2 protein-coding genes and 2 pseudogenes are annotated in these 1,610 nt (G+C 57.1%); 1 reads left to right on the plus strand and 3 read right to left on the minus strand.

The window, feature by feature from the left end:
• Positions 1 to 211, plus strand: a pseudogene (locus EXE44_RS21510) (hypothetical protein); the annotation flags it as partial.
• Here the strand turns inward: EXE44_RS21510 and EXE44_RS16365 are convergent.
• The 3 genes and pseudogenes from EXE44_RS16365 to EXE44_RS16375 all read right to left on the minus strand — a co-directional run.
• On the minus strand, positions 208 to 729 hold the full coding sequence (locus EXE44_RS16365) for a metalloregulator ArsR/SmtB family transcription factor (protein WP_092920172.1): 522 nt from the start codon (positions 727 to 729) through the stop codon (positions 208 to 210). The pseudogene EXE44_RS21510 and the gene EXE44_RS16365 sit on opposite strands and share 4 nt — an antisense overlap.
• A gap of 3 nt (positions 730 to 732) precedes the next feature.
• Positions 733 to 909 (minus strand): hypothetical protein, encoded by a 177-nt coding sequence (locus EXE44_RS21515; protein WP_241988353.1) that lies wholly within the window; start codon positions 907 to 909, stop codon positions 733 to 735.
• Between the two features lie 449 nt (positions 910 to 1,358).
• Positions 1,359 to 1,610 (minus strand): annotated as a pseudogene (locus EXE44_RS16375) (transposase); the annotation flags it as partial.

Raw genomic sequence — 1,610 nt, forward strand, 5'->3', positions numbered from 1 at the left:
ACGCTTCCAGCGCCCCTGGGGCTCACGCGTCGTCCACTCATTCGCGTATGCTGGGTTCGCCTTCGGGACAATCCATGCTGTAGCGATCGGGACTGATCTGACGGGACTTATTCGTCCCCTGCTGGGACCCTCAGTGGCGTTTCTCGTGTACGTGCTCCTGTTGCGTCTGTTGGTGCTTCGAGGGCTCCCGTCGAACGCGGCGGCGAGCTAGTAGCTGTCCCAGAGGCCCAGGATACGGTCGACGACTTTGTCAGTGAACGAGCGCCGGTGAACCGTGTAGAGGTATTTTACCCGATCAGGATCGCTGACTTCGTAGACGACACTCCGGCCGTCACGCTCTTTGGTGACGAGGTCGGCCTCGGCGAGTTTCGAAAGATGCCACGAGGCGGTCGATTGTGCCTTGTCGAGGCGGTCGCTGAGTTCGGTTGTCGAGAGCGGGCCGTCTGTGAGAAGATGTGCGAGGATGCGGCGACTGTATTCCCGGCGCAGCGCGTTCATCACTGTTCGATCGGCTTCGTCGAACTCGGCAGCCGGATAGTACCGTGTGTACTTGCCGTCATCCGAGACGTCGATCAGGTCCCCATCGGCGAGCCACCTGAGCTGGTACTGGAGTGTCCCTTGTGCGTACTCAAGATCGTCGAGGAGCGCGCGAAAGTGAATTCCGGGCGTATCGGCTATCCGCTGGTAGATTTCCCGCCGAGAGGCCAATTCGAGATCCGGGTCCGACATTGCTTAGTCCCGCGTCAAAGCGACGAAAAACGCCAGGAGGCCACCGAGGATCAGGATTGCACTCCCGTGTTCGAGCAATTCCAGCGTCGCGTACGGGAAGTACGGGAGCAGCGGGTACTCAAGGAACACGATGAACCCATAGACGGCGAACATCGCGTACCCGAGCGTAACGATCCACATACGACGATCACGTTCCCGCCGCCATGCGAGGAAGCTGAGTACACTCAGGCCTGCAGCGAGGACGAAGATACCCAGACTGACGTATTGTTCGAGGAGTTGAGCGAGTGGCATACGTTCTATCTGTACACACAGCCGGTGCGACGTGCTCGGCAATCGATACAATTCAATCGAAGGGGGTAGCGGGGAAAACGATTGGCGTTCAACCGTCGAATCCAATCTTATACATTGAGACGACCAGTCTCAACTACCCCTTGGATCGTGAAGTTGAGACTACAGTGGGTTTAGCGGGCCTGTGATGTGCGAATTTGAACGATTCGGTCAGCGGAAACTGCTCCAGATCACTCTCCAAGCGGACATTATTGTCACACTTCCAATCGTAAGGGCGAATTTTCGAGACATCCAATAGTGTAGCCACTCAAACGGCGCGCTAACCCAGACAGGGTGTCTCTCTACCCGATTCCCGTTTCCTTCTTCAGCAACGTCAGCGTGTTGTCGGCTGTTACGATCGGCGAATGTTCGTACTCACCAGTCAACTCAACCTGCACGAGCAGATCGACAGCCCGCCAGATCGAATACAACAGGCAGGCGAACGCGAAGTAGAAGAATCGCAGCCCGAAATCCTTCGACGTCGTCGCCGCCATGAACCGTTTGATCGACCTGTACCCACTCTCGATTTCCCACCTGTAGCCGTACTCCGTGAG

The organism is Halorubrum sp. SS7 (assembly GCF_005435055.1).
GTDB lineage: Archaea > Halobacteriota > Halobacteria > Halobacteriales > Haloferacaceae > Halorubrum > Halorubrum salinarum.

Excerpts from the sequence above, each read along its gene's own strand:
- EXE44_RS16365 (WP_092920172.1), bottom strand. The coding sequence starts at position 729 with ATGTCGGACCCGGATCTCGAATTGGCCTCTCGGCGGGAAATCTACCAG.
- EXE44_RS21515 (WP_241988353.1), bottom strand. The coding sequence starts at position 909 with ATGTGGATCGTTACGCTCGGGTACGCGATGTTCGCCGTCTATGGGTTC.